General features: G+C 50.8%; 20 protein-coding genes and 1 tRNA gene. 6 read left to right on the top strand and 15 right to left on the bottom strand.

The features are described 5' to 3' along the window. Positions 1-295: 295 nt before the first annotated feature. Together BZG82_RS00845 and BZG82_RS00840 are read right to left on the bottom strand one after the other, a co-directional pair. Positions 296-371, bottom strand: a tRNA-Ile gene (locus BZG82_RS00845). 149 nt (positions 372-520) lie between these two features. Further along, the gene (locus BZG82_RS00840) at positions 521-766 is read right to left on the bottom strand and encodes a hypothetical protein (RefSeq protein WP_077481436.1); all 246 of its coding nucleotides are present in this window, start codon (positions 764-766) and stop codon (positions 521-523) included. Between the two features lie 321 nt (positions 767-1,087). Between BZG82_RS00840 and argF the strand changes: the two genes are divergently transcribed. The 3 genes from argF (at position 1,088) to pyrI (ending at position 3,718) form a co-directional block, all read left to right on the top strand. Beyond that, positions 1,088-2,095: an ornithine carbamoyltransferase gene (argF, locus tag BZG82_RS00835; protein WP_077479444.1), complete on the top strand. Its 1,008-nt coding sequence runs from the start codon at positions 1,088-1,090 to the stop codon at positions 2,093-2,095. A gap of 214 nt (positions 2,096-2,309) precedes the next feature. Further along, positions 2,310-3,251: an aspartate carbamoyltransferase gene (pyrB, locus tag BZG82_RS00830; protein WP_077764954.1), complete on the top strand. Its 942-nt coding sequence runs from the start codon at positions 2,310-2,312 to the stop codon at positions 3,249-3,251. Beyond that, positions 3,251-3,718, top strand: a complete 468-nt coding sequence (gene pyrI, locus BZG82_RS00825) for an aspartate carbamoyltransferase regulatory subunit (protein WP_069589977.1) — start codon at positions 3,251-3,253, stop codon at positions 3,716-3,718. The genes pyrB and pyrI overlap by 1 nt, the downstream gene beginning before the upstream one ends. A 121-nt stretch (positions 3,719-3,839) precedes the next feature. Here pyrI and sspB read toward each other — a convergent pair whose 3' ends face one another. From sspB to zapE, 8 genes are all read right to left on the bottom strand, one after another. After that, the gene (gene sspB, locus BZG82_RS00820) at positions 3,840-4,361 is read right to left on the bottom strand and encodes a ClpXP protease specificity-enhancing factor (RefSeq protein WP_077479446.1); all 522 of its coding nucleotides are present in this window, start codon (positions 4,359-4,361) and stop codon (positions 3,840-3,842) included. Beyond that, the gene (gene sspA, locus BZG82_RS00815; protein ID WP_069588088.1) at positions 4,361-4,999 is read right to left on the bottom strand and encodes a stringent starvation protein SspA; all 639 of its coding nucleotides are present in this window, start codon (positions 4,997-4,999) and stop codon (positions 4,361-4,363) included. Before sspA ends, sspB begins: the two co-directional genes overlap by 1 nt. Before the next feature lie 87 nt (positions 5,000-5,086). Next, complete coding sequence (locus tag BZG82_RS00810) at positions 5,087-5,824, bottom strand: cytochrome c1 (RefSeq protein ID WP_077662367.1); 738 nt, start codon at positions 5,822-5,824, stop codon at positions 5,087-5,089. Next, entirely contained in the window at positions 5,821-7,086 is a 1,266-nt protein-coding gene (locus tag BZG82_RS00805) for a cytochrome b (RefSeq protein ID WP_069588091.1), read from the bottom strand. Before BZG82_RS00805 ends, BZG82_RS00810 begins: the two co-directional genes overlap by 4 nt. After that, positions 7,086-7,676 carry a ubiquinol-cytochrome c reductase iron-sulfur subunit gene (gene petA, locus BZG82_RS00800; protein ID WP_069588092.1) on the bottom strand — a complete coding sequence of 197 codons (591 nt, stop codon included), beginning with the start codon at positions 7,674-7,676 and terminating at the stop codon, positions 7,086-7,088. The genes BZG82_RS00805 and petA overlap by 1 nt, the downstream gene beginning before the upstream one ends. 365 nt (positions 7,677-8,041) lie before the next feature. Continuing rightward, a complete protein-coding gene (rpsI, locus tag BZG82_RS00795; protein WP_069588094.1) occupies positions 8,042-8,431 on the bottom strand; it encodes a 30S ribosomal protein S9 in 390 nt (129 codons plus the stop codon). 13 nt (positions 8,432-8,444) lie between these two features. After that, on the bottom strand, positions 8,445-8,873 hold the full coding sequence (gene rplM, locus BZG82_RS00790) for a 50S ribosomal protein L13 (protein ID WP_077456388.1): 429 nt from the start codon (positions 8,871-8,873) through the stop codon (positions 8,445-8,447). Positions 8,874-9,124: 251 nt separating this feature from the next. Further along, a complete protein-coding gene (gene zapE / locus BZG82_RS00785; protein WP_077764953.1) occupies positions 9,125-10,231 on the bottom strand; it encodes a cell division protein ZapE in 1,107 nt (368 codons plus the stop codon). Between the two features lie 200 nt (positions 10,232-10,431). Between zapE and zapG the strand changes: the two genes are divergently transcribed. The 3 genes from zapG to degS all read left to right on the top strand — a co-directional run bounded on the left by zapG (position 10,432) and on the right by degS (position 13,487). Next, the gene (zapG, locus tag BZG82_RS00780; protein ID WP_077479449.1) at positions 10,432-10,839 is read left to right on the top strand and encodes a Z-ring associated protein ZapG; all 408 of its coding nucleotides are present in this window, start codon (positions 10,432-10,434) and stop codon (positions 10,837-10,839) included. Positions 10,840-10,907: 68 nt separating this feature from the next. Continuing rightward, positions 10,908-12,272: a Do family serine endopeptidase gene (locus tag BZG82_RS00775; protein ID WP_101494742.1), complete on the top strand. Its 1,365-nt coding sequence runs from the start codon at positions 10,908-10,910 to the stop codon at positions 12,270-12,272. A 141-nt stretch (positions 12,273-12,413) separates the two neighbouring features. Then, positions 12,414-13,487 carry an outer membrane-stress sensor serine endopeptidase DegS gene (gene degS / locus BZG82_RS00770; protein WP_077764952.1) on the top strand — a complete coding sequence of 358 codons (1,074 nt, stop codon included), beginning with the start codon at positions 12,414-12,416 and terminating at the stop codon, positions 13,485-13,487. A gap of 102 nt (positions 13,488-13,589) precedes the next feature. Here degS and murA read toward each other — a convergent pair whose 3' ends face one another. The 5 genes from murA to mlaD are packed head-to-tail and all read right to left on the bottom strand — an operon-like array spanning position 13,590 to position 16,585. Further along, complete coding sequence (gene murA, locus BZG82_RS00765; protein ID WP_077764951.1) at positions 13,590-14,849, bottom strand: UDP-N-acetylglucosamine 1-carboxyvinyltransferase; 1,260 nt, start codon at positions 14,847-14,849, stop codon at positions 13,590-13,592. A gap of 9 nt (positions 14,850-14,858) precedes the next feature. Continuing rightward, a complete protein-coding gene (ibaG, locus tag BZG82_RS00760) occupies positions 14,859-15,113 on the bottom strand; it encodes a BolA family iron metabolism protein IbaG (RefSeq protein ID WP_077456380.1) in 255 nt (84 codons plus the stop codon). A gap of 2 nt (positions 15,114-15,115) precedes the next feature. Continuing rightward, entirely contained in the window at positions 15,116-15,430 is a 315-nt protein-coding gene (locus BZG82_RS00755) for an STAS domain-containing protein (protein ID WP_077479452.1), read from the bottom strand. Next, positions 15,427-16,101, bottom strand: coding sequence for a phospholipid-binding protein MlaC (mlaC, locus tag BZG82_RS00750; RefSeq protein WP_077479453.1), 675 nt, complete (start codon positions 16,099-16,101; stop codon positions 15,427-15,429). Before mlaC ends, BZG82_RS00755 begins: the two co-directional genes overlap by 4 nt. 4 nt (positions 16,102-16,105) lie before the next feature. Further along, positions 16,106-16,585 (bottom strand): outer membrane lipid asymmetry maintenance protein MlaD, encoded by a 480-nt coding sequence (gene mlaD, locus BZG82_RS00745; RefSeq protein WP_077479454.1) that lies wholly within the window; start codon positions 16,583-16,585, stop codon positions 16,106-16,108. Position 16,586: the final 1 nt, after the last annotated feature.

The following is a 16,586-nucleotide window of genomic DNA, read 5'->3' as shown; positions in this document are numbered from 1 at the left end:
AACGTTTATCCTCATAAGCTGTGAACACTGAGCTAGATTATTGCTCTCACCAACGAATTTAAGCCCTGATGGAAGGTGCGCTCCTTGGGCAATTGGAGCCCTTGCAAACGCAGCTATTAGGGCTTTTCTATTTCTCTCCCCTAATCCAGCGTTTTGAGCTATCGATTTGTCACCTGATTTATTTTGATGCGAAACAGCAAGAGTAGTGCGTTCTTGTTTGACTAAGTGTTTGACTAAAAATCAGTAGGCACAAAAAAGGCGTAGTAGGTACTAACCTTCTACGCCTTGCTATGACTGGTGGCCCCTCCCAGACTTGAACTGGGGACCAATCGATTATGAGTCGACTGCTCTAACCACTGAGCTAAGGGGCCGAGTGGGTTGGGATTATAGGGGATGCCCGACAGGGTGTCTAGCTGTAAGGGGGGTGAATTCAGTATGCTTTTTGAGCACTTAGCGCGGTAAAAGCAAAACAAGCGCCGCCAATGTGGCGGCACTCACGCTTTGCTTAGGTTATATTGCCTTACTGCATCGCAGGGTCTTGGCTGGTGTCGTCGGCTGGCCAAGTGTTCTCTTCTTCAGCAGGCCAAGTGCTGTTGTCTTCTTCTGGCATCGGCTGGGTATCACAGTCGGTGCCTCCGTCTGGGCAGGTCACGGCAGGCTGTCCGTTTGCTGGCTGCATTGGCTCATCGTTTGCCATAGCAGGACCAGCTAAACCAACCATCATCATCAATGCGCTTAGGGTGAGTGCTTTGTTGTGTGCTTTCATCACTTTCTCCTTCGTTTTTGTCGTTGCCCTTGAGGACAAAATCAGTATCTCGCGATGCCAGCGGTGTTCTGTCATTGAGGTGCTATGGGTTGGTAAAAGGCGCGCGGAGTTTGTCGCTGGTTTTTTAGGCGTGTCAGCTGTCGTTTAAAAAGCCCCTCCCCGGTCAGAAAAACATCAGAATGATAGATTTTTGGTCAACATGTTGCGCTTGCGTGGGGCAATAGGCTTGCATCCCATCGTCTCTCCCCTTACTATCCAAAAGAATAATTAAACATTTTTATTGGTTTTATATTCATAAATAAGCCATAAACAGGGATAGATATGAAAAGCAACCTCTACCAACACTCACTGCTCACACTGTTAGATCTGTCCCCGTCGCAGATCCAAGATTTGGTGGACGACGCTGCGATGTTAAAAGCGGCAAAGGCCAATGGTGAAGAAGTTGCCCGTCTAAAGGGTAAGAATATTGCGTTGATTTTTGAGAAAACCTCCACGCGCACGCGGTGTGCCTTTGAGGTTGCTGCGTTTGATCAAGGCGCACAAGTGACCTATCTCGGCCCGAGCGGTACGCAAATTGGCCATAAGGAAACCATCAAAGATACCGCGCGCGTACTGGGAAGAATGTACGATGGCATTCAGTATCGCGGTTTTGGGCAAGATGTGGTGGAAACCTTGGCAGCCTACGCGGGCGTGCCGGTTTGGAATGGACTAACGGATACCTTTCACCCCACTCAAGTCCTTGCTGATCTGCTCACCATGCAAGAGCACAGTGACAAGCCGCTTAATCAAATCGCCTTTGCCTATTTGGGGGATGCGCGCAATAACATGGGCAATTCCCTGCTGGTAGGCGCCGCTAAAATGGGAATGGATGTACGCCTGATTGGGCCCAAGGCTTATTGGCCCGACGAGGGTTTGGTCGCGCGTTGCCAAGATATTGCCGCCAGTACCGGCGCGTCGATCACCTTAAGTGAAGAAACTGCCGCGGTGGAAGGCTGTGATTTTGTGTATACAGATATTTGGGTATCGATGGGCGAGCCCGAGTCGGCATGGGCACAACGCGTGGCCGCGCTTACGCCTTATCAAGTCACCCCAGCCTTGATGCAAGCGACACAAAACCCTCAGGTGAAATTTATGCACTGCCTGCCCGCGTTCCATAATGATGAGACCCAAGTGGGCAAGCAAGTGGCTGAACAATATGGATTAAATGGCCTAGAAGTGACTGAAGAGGTGTTTGAATCTGCGCAGTCGATCGTCTTTGATCAAGCAGAGAATCGCATGCATACCATCAAGGCTGTGATGGTCGCCACACTCGTAAAACCACAGGCGTAAACGATTGCACTTTTGCTTGCACCCCACAAAAAGGCGCGTATAATTCGGCCAGATTTCATTACACGGCCAGTCGATATGTTTGTTATTCCACCCACAAACAGCGCGCTATCCGCCCCTCAGGGGGACAGCACCCGCATTGGTCGTGATCGTAAAAACCTCCGTTTCGGAGGTTTTTTTTTGCCTGTAGCACACTGCAAAGAAAGGGACTCGCGTTATGGCCAATACCCTGTATAACAAACACATTATTTCCATTCCCGAGCTCAGCCGCAACGAGCTGGAGTTAATCGTTGCCACGGCGGGCGAACTCAAGGCACGCCCTAACCCGACGCTGCTAAAAAACAAGGTGATTGCCAGTTGCTTCTTTGAAGCCTCCACCCGCACACGCTTGTCGTTTGAAACGGCCATTCAGCGCTTAGGCGGCTCGGTGATTGGCTTTCCTGATGGCGGCAATACCTCATCAGGTAAAAAGGGTGAAACCTTGGCTGACTCGGTACGGGTGATTTCATCGTATGTGGATGGCTTTGTGATGCGCCACCCCAAAGAAGGCGCTGCCCGCTTGGCCTCAGAGTTTTCGGAAGGTGTGCCAGTGGTAAATGGCGGCGACGGTGCGAACCAGCACCCGACCCAAACCTTGCTGGATTTGTTCTCCATTTATGAAACCCAAGGCCGTCTGGATAACCTCAACATTGCCATGGTCGGCGATCTGAAGTATGGCCGTACCGTGCACTCCCTCACTCAAGCCTTATTCAAGTTTGAAGGGAACCGTTTCTTTTATATCGCCCCCGATGCGCTTGCCATGCCCGAATACTTGCTCGATGAGCTCACCGCGGCGGGCCACCCTTACAGCCTGCATAGCAGCATTGAAGAAGTGGTGCCTGAGTTGGATGTGCTGTACATGACCCGTGTGCAAAAAGAGCGCTTCGATGAGTCAGAATACGCCCATATCAAAGCTGCGTTTATCTTAAACGCCGCGATGTTGCGTGATGCGAAACCCAATATGAAAGTGATGCACCCACTGCCACGGGTGGATGAAATTACCGTGGATGTCGATAAAACCCAGCATGCGTATTACTTTGAGCAAGCCGAAAATGGGGTCTACGCGCGCGAAGCACTATTGGCCTTGGTGTTAAATGAACAAGTGGAAGGAGTCGCCTAATGAACACTGATAGCAAACTACAAGTAGAAGCGATTCGCAACGGCACTGTGATTGACCATATTCCAGCGCACATTGGCTTTAAGATCCTCAACCTCTTTCAAATGCATGGCAGTGAAGAACGGATCACCATTGGCTTGAACTTGCCCTCTTCCGCGCTCGGCAGCAAGGATTTGATCAAAATTGAAAACGTGGTGATCAGCGAAGATCAAGCCAGCCAGCTGGCACTTTATGCGCCTCAAGCGACAGTGAATCAAATCGAAGAGTATCAAGTGGTCGCTAAGCTGCCGCTGACATTACCCGAGGTGATTCAAGGTGTGTTCCGCTGTCCGAACAGTAACTGTATCACGCACGGTGAACCTGCAGTGGTCAGTAGCTTTCGGGTGTTAACCGAGCAGCAAGATGTCAAACTACGCTGCAAATACTGTGAAAAGGTTTTCTCTCGCGAGATCATGACCGAAAATCACTAAGCACTCGTTATCCGCGCCGACTAGCCCTTGTGTTCTTATCAAGGTCAACAAAAAAGCCAGCATTAAGCTGGCTTTTCTAATCAAGCGATCGGGCTGTTTCAATAAACAGCGATAAGATCGGTTATTTCACCACAGTCAGGGTCGGTTTCCCTTTTTTCGCCGGAGCAGTTGGGATCTCATCCTCTTCGGCTTGTGGCAAGGCTTCCGGATCGTCGACGCTATCGACCGACACCAACGATGGCTCGTCATCATCGATGTTCAGTTCATCAAAGGCTCCCGATGGCATCTCTTCATCTTCTGACGAGGCATACGCAGGCTCCATTTCAAACATGGTGCCGGCGCCGTTTTCGCGAGCATACAAAGCCATCACGGCCGACATCGGTACATTGACCTGTTGTGGCCGTCCGCCAAAGCGGGCATTGAAACTGACGAACTCGTTACCCAGTTCAAGGTTACCAACCGCGCGTGGCGCGATATTGAGAACGATTTGACCGTCTTTGACATAGTCAAACGGCACCTGCACGCCCGGCAAGGTTGCATCAACAACCATGTGCGGAGTGAGCTCGTTATCGAGTAACCAATCATAGAAAGCACGCACCAAATAAGGGCGGCGTGGTGTCATCGAGAATTCTGATGTAGACATTATTGACCCGTTAGTCGCATTTCACGTTCAGCTTCTGTCAGTGAGGCGAGAAATGAATCACGCTCAAACAGACGCGTCATGTAGTCTTTGACTTCTTTAGAGCCTGGGCCTGCCAGCTCAATGCCCAGAACAGGCAAACGCCACAGCAGTGGTGCAAGATAGCAATCAACAAGGCTAAACTCTTCACTCAAGAAGTACGGGCTTTCCGCAAACACAGGCGCCAGTGCCAGTAGCTCTTCGCGCAGTTGTTTACGTGCCTTGTCGGCCTCATCAGCACTACCGTGGCTGATCTTTTCAACCAAGGTATACCAGTTACGTTTGATGCGATACATCATCAAACGGCTTTGCGCACGCGCAACCGGGTAAACTGGCATCAATGGCGGGTGAGGGAAACGCTCATCCAAGTATTCCATGATGATGTCTGCGTTATACAACGCAAGTTCACGGTCCACCAAGGTCGGAACAGAGTTATAAGGATTCAGATCAACCAAGTCCTCAGGCAGATTGTTCGGATCTACCAACTCAATTTCTACACTGACACCTTTCTCTGCGAGGACGATGCGTACCTGATGACTATAGAGATCAGATGCGTCAGAGAATAACGTCATCACCGAGCGTTTATTGGCAGCAACAGCCATCAACCCCTCCAGGATGTTCAATATCAATAGAAAGCAATGGGGACAAAGCGTCCCCATTGCGGATTAGCAACACACTAGATTAACCGATCAGTGCACATCGCGCCAATATTCTTTCTTGAGTAGGTAACCCAAGATAAGGAATATCACGAAGAAGCCAATCACCCACCAACCTAGTTGCTGACGCTCTAGCTTTACAGGTTCGCCGGCATATTCAAGGAAGTTAACCAGATCGCGCACGGCATTGTCGTACTCGCCGGAGCTGAGCTCACCGTTGCCATCAGATTCTAGGCCAACGAACTCTTCAACCATTTTACCGTCAACCATACGTTGCTCGTAAACCTTACGCGGTGTCCCTTGTAGCTCTTCGAGCACGTGTGGCATACCCACATTAGGGAAGACTGTATTGTTCACGCCAAATGGACGAGAAGGGTCAACATAAAACGAGCGTAAATAGGTGTATAGCCAATCGACACCACGCACGCGCGCCACCAAGGTGAGGTCCGGCGCTGGGGCACCAAAATATTTGGCACCCGATTCTTGCGACATGGCGTTTTTCATCAAATCCCCGTACTTGGCGTTTTTGTCGAAGATGAGGTTATCTTCCATCAAGTCTTTCGGGATGTTGAGATCTTCAGCCACACGCTGATAGCGCTGATATTGCGTGGCGTGACAACCAAAGCAGTAGTTCATAAATAGCTTGGCACCACGTTGCAATGAGGCTTTGTCCGTTAAGTCGTTGTTGGCATCGTCCAAATGAACATTACCACCGGCGGCCATCGCCAAAGAGGGCAACAGCGCGCATAACATTACAATCCATTTTTTCATTTGAATGTCACCCTCTCTGGTAGCGGTTTTGTTGCTTCATTTTTGCTGTAGAAGAACAACAGCACGAAGAACATGAAGTAACAGAAGCTGAAGATCTGCGCCAGCAAGGTATAAGTTGGCGTCGCAGGCAACGCACCGAGAATGCCCAGAGCGATAAAGGCAATCACGAATTGCACAATGTTCGCCAAGTGCAACTTGCTGCGGTAGCGGTATGAACGCACGCGACAGCGGTCAAGCCATGGCAACAAGAACAGCACCACAATCGATGCACCCATGGCGATAACCCCAATCAGTTTGTCTGGAATCGCACGCAAAATCGCATAGAAAGGCGTGAAGTACCAAACCGGGGCAATGTGCTCAGGCGTCTTCAGCGGGTTCGCCGCTTCAAAGTTAGGTGGCTCAAGGAAATAGCCGCCCATTTCAGGGTTAAAGAAAATGACGTAGGCAAACAAGATGCCGAACACACCGATACCAATCAGATCTTTCACCGTCCCGTAAGGGTGGAAAGGGATCGAATCGATGATGTCATATTTCTTGGTGTAGTCAGGGTGGAACTTAAACTGTGACTGGTAATCGTCGCCCATCTTGCCTTTTGGCAGTTTGGTATCGATACCGTCTGGGTTGTTTGAGCCCACTTCGTGCAGTGCCAGTACGTGAAGCACAACAAGCAACAGCAGCACAATCGGCAACGCAATGACGTGCAGCGCAAAGAAGCGGTTCAATGTTGCGCCAGAAACGACGTAGTCACCACGGATCCACAGGGTGAGGTCGTCACCGATAACCGGAATGGCACCAAACAGAGAAATGATAACCTGCGCGCCCCAGTATGACATCTGACCCCATGGCAGCAGATAGCCCATAAAGGCTTCGGCCATTAGCACCAAGAAAATCAACATACCGAACAGCCACAGCAGTTCACGAGGCTTTTGATACGAGCCGTAAATTAACCCGCGGAACATGTGCAGATACACCACCACGAAAAAGGCCGAGGCCCCGGTGGAGTGCATGTAGCGGAGCAGCCAGCCGTATTCCACATCACGCATGATGTATTCAACCGACGCGAACGCGCCTTCTGCTGACGGCACATAGTTCATGGTTAGCCAAATCCCTGTAAGAATTTGGTTAACCAAAACAATCATCGCCAACACACCGAACATATACCAGAAGTTAAAGTTCTTCGGCATAGGGTATTCGGTCATGTGTTTACGGTACGCATTCATCGCTGGAATACGTTTTTCAACCCAGTTCAGGAAATTTTCCATTACGCATTCCCCTCATCTTGTCCCACGAGTATGCGCTTGTCGTCCAAGAACATATAAGGCGGCACCACCAAGTTAAGCGGCGCTGGAACACTTTGGAATACGCGTCCGGCCATATCAAACTTGGAACCGTGGCACGGGCAGAAGAACCCGGCTTTCACCCCACTCACCTGCTCGCTAAAGCTGTCTGGCAAATAGGTTGGTGAACAACCAAGGTGGGTACAAATACCAACCGCAACAAAGATTTCTGGCTTGATAGAACGGGTTTGATTGGTTGCATACCCTGGCTGCTGAGGTTGCTCAGACGCGGGGTCACGAAGTCTGTCTTCAAACGTAGACAACTCTTCGAGTATTGCTTGGCTGCGACGGACCACCCATACAGGCTTTCCTCGCCATTCGACGCGGATCATCTGGCCGTCTTGCAGTTTACTGATATCGACTTCAACTGGCGCCCCCGCGGCCTTTGCTTTGGCGCTTGGGTTCCAGGACTTAATAAAAGGCACGGCAACTGCTACGGCCCCTAAACCGCCAACAACTGACGTCGTCGCAGTCAGGAAACGGCGTCGGCCGGTATTCACTGGCGCATTGCTCATCCAACATTCTCCCATGTGCTCCCGCTTGGATTTTTATTGTGTCCTTTGCGTCCATGGAGCGTACGGCTAACTCAAAAACGAATATGTAATAACGGCTGACCGGGATCAGTTCGATTAAATCTTAGCTGCTATTACGTCGGCTAGATGATAGAGAAAACCCTACTTTTTGACAAGATAAAGCTACCTTTTTGTAACAAATGTGAGCGGTGTGCACAGAATTAAGGAAAGGGTAATAGAAATGTTGGAAAATGCGTGCTTATACGCTGTTTTGAAAGGAAATATATTTGTAAGCCGTTTGGTGCAAACATAAAAAAAGCCCGGTGTAACCACCAGGCTTTTTGAGGCAAATATTGCTCGGGCGTAAATTAACGCTTCGAGAATTGTGGGCGACGACGTGCTTTGCGCAGACCCACTTTTTTACGCTCAACTTTACGCGCGTCACGAGTCACGAAGCCAGCTGCACGTAGTGCAGGACGTAGAGACTCATCATATTCCATCAGTGCACGAGTGATGCCGTGACGGATAGCGCCCGCTTGACCAGAGATACCACCACCAGAAACGGTGATGTACAGGTCCAGCTTGTCGATCATCTCAACCAACTCTAGTGGCTGACGAACAACCATGCGAGCAGTTTCGCGACCAAAGTAAGTGTCCAGAGAACGCTTGTTGATCTCGATGTTACCGCTGCCCGGCTTGATGAATACACGAGCTGCGGAGCTTTTGCGACGACCAGTGCCGTAGTATTGTTCTGCCATTGCTATATTCCTCTTAGATGTCTAGTACTTGCGGTTGTTGTGCCGCGTGCTTGTGCTCAGAACCCGCGTAAACTTTCAGTTTACGGTACATCGCACGACCTAGAGGACCGCGAGGCAGCATGCCTTTAACGGCTTTCTCAATAACCAGCTCAGGTTTTTGCGCGATCAGCTTCTCGAAGCTGATTGACTTGATGCCACCTACGTAGCCAGTGTGGCTGTAGTACATTTTGTCAGACGCTTTGCGGCCAGTTACAGTAACTTTCTCAGCGTTGATAACAACGATGTAGTCACCGGTGTCAACGTGAGGGGTGTATTCTGGTTTGTGCTTACCACGCAGACGAGATGCAATTTCAGTAGCCAGACGGCCCAGAGTTTTGCCTTCAGCGTCTACAACGTACCAGTCGCGTTTTACAGTTTCTGGTTTAGCAACGAAAGTTTTCATGCTAATGATTACCCGATTTAATAAGTTTCACTTAAGGAGCCGAAGCTCCCACTGTTAAGAGTCCATACAACACCCCTTCGAGTGGTGGTACCCTCGGCCTAAGCCTTTCAACAGTAACGGTGGGTTGCGGGATTATAGGGAAGAGTGGAGAAAAAATCACCTCTTTTTCAAAAAAAATCCCACCAAAATGCGCAACTGGTTATTGTTTAGCAACCGCCTGATGCGCAAAGCGCCAACAGGCGCGCGACAGCCTATGGTAAGTGCGCCAATGCAAGGTATTCGTGGCTTTGCATCTCGATAAGGCGCGACTGACAACGTTCAAACTCAAACCGCAATCGCTCGCCCGCATAGAGGCTGTCCATCGGCACCGCTGCAGAAATGATCAGCTTAACGTTACGCTCGTAAAATTCATCCACTAGGGCAATAAAACGGCGGGCAGCATCTTCTTGATTAGCTTGAAGTTGCGGCATATCGGCCAGCAATACCGTGTGATACAAACGCGCCAATTCCATGTAATCGGTTTGACTACGTGCGGACTGACACAGCTCAGCAAAACTAAAATGCGCGACACCATCACCATTTTCAATGGTTGGCAACGCGCGATGGTTCACTTCAATCACATCATCGCGCACCCCACCCTCGCCATTGAGCTTACGAAAGTAGTCGTCCATTTTGACGCGAGCACTGTCACCTAAGGGGTGATGAAAAATGTCTGCTTGAGTGAGGGTGCGCAGGCGATAATCCACCCCCGAGTCAACGTTTACCACCTCACAATGCTGATTGATTAAATCAATCGCGGGTAAAAATCGTTGTCGCTGCAGGCCGTTACGATATAACTCGTCTGGCACAATGTTTGATGTGGCCACCAGCGTAATACCGCGTGCAAACAGGGCTTCCATTAAGGTGCCGAGGATCATCGCATCAGTGATATCAGAGACAAAAAATTCATCGAAACACAAAACGCGTGTCTCTTGGGCAAATTTATCCGCGATTTGCCAAAGCGGATCGGCCTCACCATCCAACGCTTTTAACTCTTGATGCACCCGATGCATAAAGCGGTGAAAGTGCATGCGCATTTTGTTTTCAAACGGTAGCGCATGGAAAAAGGTATCCATCAGATAGGTTTTACCGCGTCCGACACCGCCCCAAAAGTAAAGTCCTTTAACCGGTGTGATCGGTTGGGGGGTCGATTTACGCCATGGTAGCCAAGCACGCTTATCAGGCTTAGGCGCAACCACAGGCGTTTGTAGTAAGCGGTGATAGAGCGCATCGAGTTTCTCAACGGCCATACGCTGTGCGGGGTCTTCAATAAAATCGTTTTGGGTCAGATCGTTATTATAATGTTCGAGCGGCGTCATTCCTTGAAAGCCTCGTGTTATTCGCCTGCCTCGATAGTACCACGTCAGACGATTGCCATGTATAGTGAGCAGCAATCACCAACCTTCACTTTTCTCAAAACAGTGCGCTAAAGTTGAAACAAGCAGAGGCGTTTCGCTTGTCTTTTTAGGCGGGAAAATGGTATCTGTGGTTGGTCAACTTGTGACTACAAGGAGCAGTTATGGCTTGGATTAATAGCCTGATCTTTCTCATCATCGGCGTAGCGGTTGGCTTTTTGATAGCCCGCATGACTACGCGTGACCTCAAACAACAAAAAGATTTAAAAAGGGAGCTGGAAAAGTCACGTTACGAGCTGGAGCAATATCGCCAAGAGTTGGTCGATCATTTCGCCCAAAGTGCTGATCTGCTCGATACTATCTCGAAGGATTACAGCAAGCTGTATCAGCATATGGCAAAAACGTCTTCCGATCTGATGCCGAATTTACCCGAGCAAGATAATCCTTTTGCGAAGCGCTTGGGCAAGATCACCGAGATTAAAGAAGCCACTGACGGCGATCAACCGCCACGCGATTACTCTGACACTGGCTCTGGGCTACTGAAAGAAGAAGGAAAATCGCGCGTGAGTTGATCAAGGATTGAACTTTTTAAGATAGACCCCACTCTTATCCATACTCGGACAATCGGAGTGAGTCTATGATGAAAAAGTCTTTACTAGCGATTAGTGTTGCCGCGTTGACCCTTGGCGCGGCGTTTTCTCCTCTTCCTAGCCATGCGGCACTTCCTCAAGCGGTGAGCGGTCAGACCATGCCTAGCTTGGCGCCAATGCTTGAGAAAGTTTCTCCTGCCGTGGTCAGTATCGCTGTCGAGGGTAATAAAGTTTCGAAACAACGTGTTCCCGAAGCGTTCCGTTTTTTCTTTGGCCCCAACATGCCTTCTGAGCAAGTCCAAGAGCGCCCATTCCGCGGCTTAGGCTCTGGCGTCATTATCGATGCCGACAAAGGCTACATTGTTACCAACCATCATGTGATTGATGACGCCGACCAAATTCGCGTCCAGCTGCAAGATGGCCGTGAATATGACGCACGCCTAATTGGCAGCGATGAGATGTCAGATATTGCCCTGCTGCAACTGGATGACGCAGCGAAAGACCTCACTGCAATCAAACTGGCTAATTCAGACGCACTACGCGTCGGTGATTTTGCCGTCGCGATTGGTAACCCCTTTGGACTGGGGCAAACCGTCACCTCAGGGATTATCTCTGCGCTCGGACGCAGTGGTTTGAATTTAGAAAACTTTGAAAACTTTATTCAAACCGATGCCGCGATTAACAGCGGTAACTCCGGCGGCGCGTTGGTGAACCTTAATGGTGAGTTAATTGGTATCAACACCGCGATTTTAGGCCCCAATGGCGGCAACGTCGGGATTGGTTTTGCCATCCCAGCCAACATGGCGAAAAGCTTGGTCGACCAAATTCTCGAATATGGCTCGGTACGCCGCGGCATGCTGGGCGTGACCGGCCGTGAGCTGACCTCTGAGTTGGCAGATGCATTTGGCCTTGCCACCAAACATGGTGCGTTTGTCAGCCAAGTGATGCCGGACTCTGCCGCCGAAGAGGCTGGCTTAAAAGCCGGCGACATTATTGTTTCGGTCAACGGTAAGAGTATCCGTACCTTTGGCGAGCTACGCGCAAAAATCGCGACCTTAGGCGCAGGCAAAGACGTTGAGCTGGGTGTGATCCGAGATGGCGAAACCATCACGGCCAAAACCACGCTGAAAGAAGCGAGCCAGACGCAAGCCAAAGCCGATGACCTGCATAAGGCGTTGAAAGGCGCTGAGCTGAAAAACCATGATGGCGATCCTGCCGGTGTAGAAGTCGCTGCGGTCGCAGAAGGCTCTCTCGCGGCGCGCTACGGGCTGCGCGAAGGGGATGTGATTGTCGGGGTAAACCGACATAAAGTCGAAAACCTCGGTGATTTACGTAAGATTTTGGAAGACAAGCCGAATGTGCTGGCTCTGAACATCGCCCGAGACAACGGCTCCTTGTATTTAGTGATCCGTTAATCCCGCCTTTGCCTCACGCAAAATGCCTGCCACTTGGCAGGCATTTTTTGTACAAAGCTCACCGCTTTGCATTTCCACAAACGATTGTTGCAATGCTATCCTCTAGCCTCGCAGTTGGCTTCGTTGAGGATAGCATCATTTATGCTGACACTATTGGTTCGCTCCACGCTTATTGGCTTATTCACTGCCGCCCTAATTTTGGTTGCGGTGCCTGATCTACGCTCAGGCCTTTTTAGTGTTTCATCCTTACCCGATTTCGATGAGGTCCAGCAGCCCGAGCTTGTCTCGTTCAGTTATGCGGTCAAGCGTGCCTCTCCCGCAGTGGTGAATATTTATACCCGCAATTACGTTCGCGGCGACCGTTTGCAGCTCAATACCCAAGGACTTGGCTCGGGCGTGATCATGAGCGCCAAAGGCTATGTGGTCACCAATTACCATGTGGTCGCCAAAGCGGATCAGGTGATTGTTGCCCTGCAAGACGGCCGTATTTTTACCGCGCAAATGGTCGGTAAAGATCAACGCACGGATCTGGCGGTGCTGAAAGTTCCAGCTGAAAACTTACCCGTGATCCCGGTCAACCAAGACTATCAACCTACCGTTGGCGATACCGTTCTTGCGATTGGTAACCCGTATAACCTCGGGCAAACCACCACTTACGGCATTATCTCCGCCACGGGCCGCACTGGGATGAGCTTTTATGGCCGCCAAGACTTTCTACAAACCGATGCCGCGATTAACCGAGGGAATTCCGGCGGCGCGTTGGTGAATAGCCGCGGTGAGCTGGTGGGGATCAACACCGCTTCGTTTCAGCAGGCAACCGATCTGGAAACCTACGGGATTTCCTTTGCCATTCCCTATCGCTTAACCGAAAAGATCATGAATAAATTAATTGCTGATGGACGCGTGATCCGAGGCTACATTGGTATCGATGGTCGTGACGTCAATCCAGTGATGGCGCGCTTGCTTGATGCCGAGCAACAGCGCGGTGTCATGGTGGCGGACATGGATAAAGGCGGACCGGCAGAAAAGGCGGGAATTCAGCCGCAAGATTTGATCATTAAAATTAACGATAAACCCGTTAAAGGTGCCCGTGGGGCGATGGATATTGTCACCGATGCGCGTCCTGGCACAACGCTTTCGATTACCCTTATTCGCGATGGTGAGAGTTTAACCCTGCCGGTGACGGTCGGGAACGAGCCAGACAGCGGCGAATAGTCGACGGCAACGCATCGTTAGCACACGCTGACGCCTCACAAAGACAAAAACGCCAGCCCCATCAAGGCTGGCGTTTTTTCGTTAACTCATCGTACAACGCGCTTACTCGCCGTCAATACGCTCGATTTTCGCACCCAGCGCTTGCAGTTTATCTTCGATACGCTCATAACCGCGATCGATATGATAAATGCGATCCACCACGGTTTCGCCTTTGGCAATGCATCCAGCAATCACTAAGCTTGCCGAGGCACGCAGATCGGTGGCCATCACTTGCGCGCCACTGAGGCTCTCGCAATCACCACACACCACGGTGTTTCCTTCTATTTCTGCGTGTGCGCCCATACGTTGCAGTTCAGGCACATGCATAAAGCGATTCTCGAAGATGGTTTCGGTAATAATCCCGGTCCCTTTCGCCACCAAGTTCAACAAGGTAAATTGCGCTTGCATGTCGGTTGGGAAACCCGGATGCGGCGCGGTACGCACATTCACCGCTTTCAGTTCGCGACCGGTCATATCCAGCTCGATAAAGTCATCGCCTGTGGTGACCTTAGCGCCAGCTTCTTCCAATTTATGAAGCACGGCTTCGAGTAAATCCGGAGAGGTATTGCGACAGACGATATGGCCGCCTGAAACCGCCGCAGCCACCAAAAAGGTACCGGTTTCAATCCGATCTGCAACCACCGCATGTACGCCGCCGCCAAGACGTTCAACCCCTTCAATTTCAATCCGGTCGGTGCCTGCGCCTTTGACTTTCGCCCCAAGGGTATTGAGGAATTTCGCCGTATCTACGATTTCTGGCTCGCGGGCGGCGTTTTCAATCACTGTCGTGCCTTCTGCCAAGGTGGCAGCACACATCACAGTGACGGTAGCACCCACGCTGACTTTATCCATCACAATGTGGGCGCCTTTTAGACGACCATCGACGGTGGCTCGCACATAGCCTTCATCGAGTGTGATGGTGGCGCCGAGCTGCTCTAAGCCGTTAATGTGCAAGTCCACCGGACGGGCACCAATCGCACATCCGCCGGGTAAAGACACTTCCCCTTTACCGAAACGTGCGACCAAGGGGCCGAGCGCCCAAATCGACGCACGCATGGTTTTAACCAAATCATAGGGGGCACACAGTTCCGTGATATCGCTGGCATCGACATGGACAGAGCCATTGCGGCTGACTTTTGCCCCAAGGCGCGATAATAGCGCCATAGTGGTATCGATATCGCGCAGTTTAGGCACATTGGCGACTTCAACGGGCTCTTCAGCCAACAGTGAAGCAAATAAAATAGGGAGAGCTGCATTTTTCGCGCCGGAAATGGCCACGTCACCTTTAAGCGGGCCATTGCCCGTCACTCGAAACTTTTGCATCTGACCCTCTTACAACTGCATCAGCTTTTTATCGCGCGCCCACTCTGCGGGGGTCATCGCTTTAATGCTCACAGCATGAATATCGTTACGTGCAATGTGCTCCATCAGCGGGCCGTAGATGGTCTGCTGTTTTTTCACACGCGACATTCCGTCGAACATCTCTGCCACGGCCACTACTTCAAAGTGGCTTCCGTCGCCTTTCACGTGCAGCTCGTCTAGTGACAGAGCCGCGTCTAAAATGGCTTTAACTTCGCTCGCTTCCACGTTTAAACCCCTTCTTGATGCTCAGCATCGTCAAAAAATGCCTCGATGTTGCTTAGCGTCAACAACAGTTTGAGCTGCTCTGGCATGCCGCTGTAGCGCACGGTCTGACCTTTCTCTTTCAAGGTTTTATCCAAGTGCAACAACATGGCCATGCCGGCAGAGTCGACGCGAGATAGCCCGCTTAAATCCAGGCTCAGCGCCGAATCATTAGGTAGCCACTGGCTACGCTGGCGCCAAAAAGCGGGCACTGTGTCACGATCTAACCGTCCTGACAAGTGGTAATGCTGCCCGCCGCTTGTAATTAACTCGACACTCATGACTCGCCCTGTTTCTGTTTATCCTCGCGACGAATCGGTTTTGCCGCCAGCTCTTTGAGCTGTTCAATCACAGAATCAATACCATCACGACGCAGCGGCGCTTTCCACTCTGATTGTTTAGATTGGATCATACTCACCCCTTCCGCCGTTACGTCATAGGCTTGCCAATTTCCTGTCCGAGTATTTTTACGCAGGCTGAAATCAAGACGAATCGGCGGACGCGAGGAATCGGTGATATCCACGCGCACTTTTACAATCTTGTCGTCATCACCAATGGCTTGGTCACGTTGCACGTTGACATCTTGGTTGTCGTACTCGAGCAGGATTTGTGCGTAAGAAGCAATCATGTATTCGGTAAATGCCTCGGTGAATGCATCACGCTGTTCGGGGGTGGCTTGACGATAATGCTGCGCACCTAGCACCAACGACGCCGCATAGCGGGTGTGGATGTAGGGCAGTAGCTCGTCTTTGACCACGTCACGCAGCAAATCCGGATCGGCGCGGAACAAGGTGCGATCTTTACGCAGGCGAGTAAAGGTGTTGTCAGCCACTTGCTCAATCAACCGGTAGGGGTTGGTTTGGTCCACCGGCTCACTGGCATGCACAAACGAACTGACACTGGCGACAAACACGATCAGCGCTGATGACAGTGTGATCAAAACCTTCTTCATTCGATTACTCCTTATCGCCCACGCTATACAAGAACTGTCCAATCAAGTCCTCGAGTACCAACGCAGACTTGGTGTCTTCTAACTTACCGCCGTCTTCAAGGTAGCCAATGCCTAATGCTTCATCGACAAACCCGGGCGTAATACCAATGTACTGCTCACCGAGTAATCCTGCGGTGTAAATCGATGCCGAGCTCGACTCAGGGAAATATCCCGCACTACTGTTAATCTGTAGGGTGACTTTCGGCACATAGGTTTCTGCATTCAGCGAGATAGCGGTCACCTGACCCACGGTCACGCCCCCGACTTTGACCGGTGAGCGCACTTTCAGGCCACCAATGTTGTCAAACTCTGCGGTTAAGGTGTAAGTATCCGCTCGTCCCCAACGTTGAACATCCGCCACTTGGAACGCCAGCACCAATAATGCTGCAATGCCGGCGATGACAAAGCAGCCTACCCAAAATTCTGTTTTTCGACTCTGTTGCATG

The sequence above is a fragment of the Salinivibrio sp. PR5 genome (assembly GCF_001996085.1).
Taxonomy (GTDB): domain Bacteria; phylum Pseudomonadota; class Gammaproteobacteria; order Enterobacterales; family Vibrionaceae; genus Salinivibrio; species Salinivibrio proteolyticus.
Note: the sequence above shows the minus strand (reverse complement) of the source record. Positions and strands in the feature narration are given on the sequence as shown.

What these genes read in the sequence shown, in the direction of transcription:
- BZG82_RS00840 (WP_077481436.1), bottom strand. Translation starts at nt 766, where the DNA reads ATGAAAGCACACAACAAAGCACTCACCCTAAGCGCATTGATGATGATG.
- argF (WP_077479444.1), top strand. Translation starts at nt 1,088, where the DNA reads ATGAAAAGCAACCTCTACCAACACTCACTGCTCACACTGTTAGATCTG.
- pyrB (WP_077764954.1), top strand. Translation starts at nt 2,310, where the DNA reads ATGGCCAATACCCTGTATAACAAACACATTATTTCCATTCCCGAGCTC.
- pyrI (WP_069589977.1), top strand. Translation starts at nt 3,251, where the DNA reads ATGAACACTGATAGCAAACTACAAGTAGAAGCGATTCGCAACGGCACT.
- sspB (WP_077479446.1), bottom strand. Translation starts at nt 4,361, where the DNA reads ATGTCTACATCAGAATTCTCGATGACACCACGCCGCCCTTATTTGGTG.
- sspA (WP_069588088.1), bottom strand. Translation starts at nt 4,999, where the DNA reads ATGGCTGTTGCTGCCAATAAACGCTCGGTGATGACGTTATTCTCTGAC.
- BZG82_RS00810 (WP_077662367.1), bottom strand. Translation starts at nt 5,824, where the DNA reads ATGAAAAAATGGATTGTAATGTTATGCGCGCTGTTGCCCTCTTTGGCG.
- BZG82_RS00805 (WP_069588091.1), bottom strand. Translation starts at nt 7,086, where the DNA reads ATGGAAAATTTCCTGAACTGGGTTGAAAAACGTATTCCAGCGATGAAT.
- petA (WP_069588092.1), bottom strand. Translation starts at nt 7,676, where the DNA reads ATGAGCAATGCGCCAGTGAATACCGGCCGACGCCGTTTCCTGACTGCG.
- rpsI (WP_069588094.1), bottom strand. Translation starts at nt 8,431, where the DNA reads ATGGCAGAACAATACTACGGCACTGGTCGTCGCAAAAGCTCCGCAGCT.
- rplM (WP_077456388.1), bottom strand. Translation starts at nt 8,873, where the DNA reads ATGAAAACTTTCGTTGCTAAACCAGAAACTGTAAAACGCGACTGGTAC.
- zapE (WP_077764953.1), bottom strand. Translation starts at nt 10,231, where the DNA reads ATGACGCCGCTCGAACATTATAATAACGATCTGACCCAAAACGATTTT.
- zapG (WP_077479449.1), top strand. Translation starts at nt 10,432, where the DNA reads ATGGCTTGGATTAATAGCCTGATCTTTCTCATCATCGGCGTAGCGGTT.
- BZG82_RS00775 (WP_101494742.1), top strand. Translation starts at nt 10,908, where the DNA reads ATGAAAAAGTCTTTACTAGCGATTAGTGTTGCCGCGTTGACCCTTGGC.
- degS (WP_077764952.1), top strand. Translation starts at nt 12,414, where the DNA reads ATGCTGACACTATTGGTTCGCTCCACGCTTATTGGCTTATTCACTGCC.
- murA (WP_077764951.1), bottom strand. Translation starts at nt 14,849, where the DNA reads ATGCAAAAGTTTCGAGTGACGGGCAATGGCCCGCTTAAAGGTGACGTG.
- BZG82_RS00755 (WP_077479452.1), bottom strand. Translation starts at nt 15,430, where the DNA reads ATGAGTGTCGAGTTAATTACAAGCGGCGGGCAGCATTACCACTTGTCA.
- mlaC (WP_077479453.1), bottom strand. Translation starts at nt 16,101, where the DNA reads ATGAAGAAGGTTTTGATCACACTGTCATCAGCGCTGATCGTGTTTGTC.
- mlaD (WP_077479454.1), bottom strand. Translation starts at nt 16,585, where the DNA reads ATGCAACAGAGTCGAAAAACAGAATTTTGGGTAGGCTGCTTTGTCATC.